We start from the raw sequence: 256 nt of genomic DNA on the forward strand, positions 1-256 counted from the left end.
AATTAATCCGTAATTTATGCGTTTTCTTAGCAAAACTAATCTCTAATCAAATTTTAAATGGCCGTTATATTCTACAGCAAACCTTGTTAAGCCAATCTGAGATTCGTTTATTAGATGCTCAGGTTAATCCGCACTTTTTGTTTAATACTTTATATACGATCAGCGCGGTGACACGTAAAGATCCACAAAAAGCACGTCAATTAATACTACATTTATGACAGTTTTTTAGAAGTAATTTAAAACAAGATATTGAGGA

At 31.2% G+C, this 256-nt stretch carries 1 protein-coding gene; it reads left to right on the forward strand.

The window, feature by feature from the left end:
* The coding region (locus V6256_RS15375; protein ID WP_341599125.1) for a histidine kinase at window positions 1–218 on the forward strand (218 nt) is incomplete at its 5' end.
* Window positions 219–256: the final 38 nt, after the last annotated feature.

It is taken from the genome of Psychromonas aquatilis (assembly GCF_038155185.1).
Classification (GTDB): domain Bacteria; phylum Pseudomonadota; class Gammaproteobacteria; order Enterobacterales; family Psychromonadaceae; genus Psychromonas; species Psychromonas aquatilis.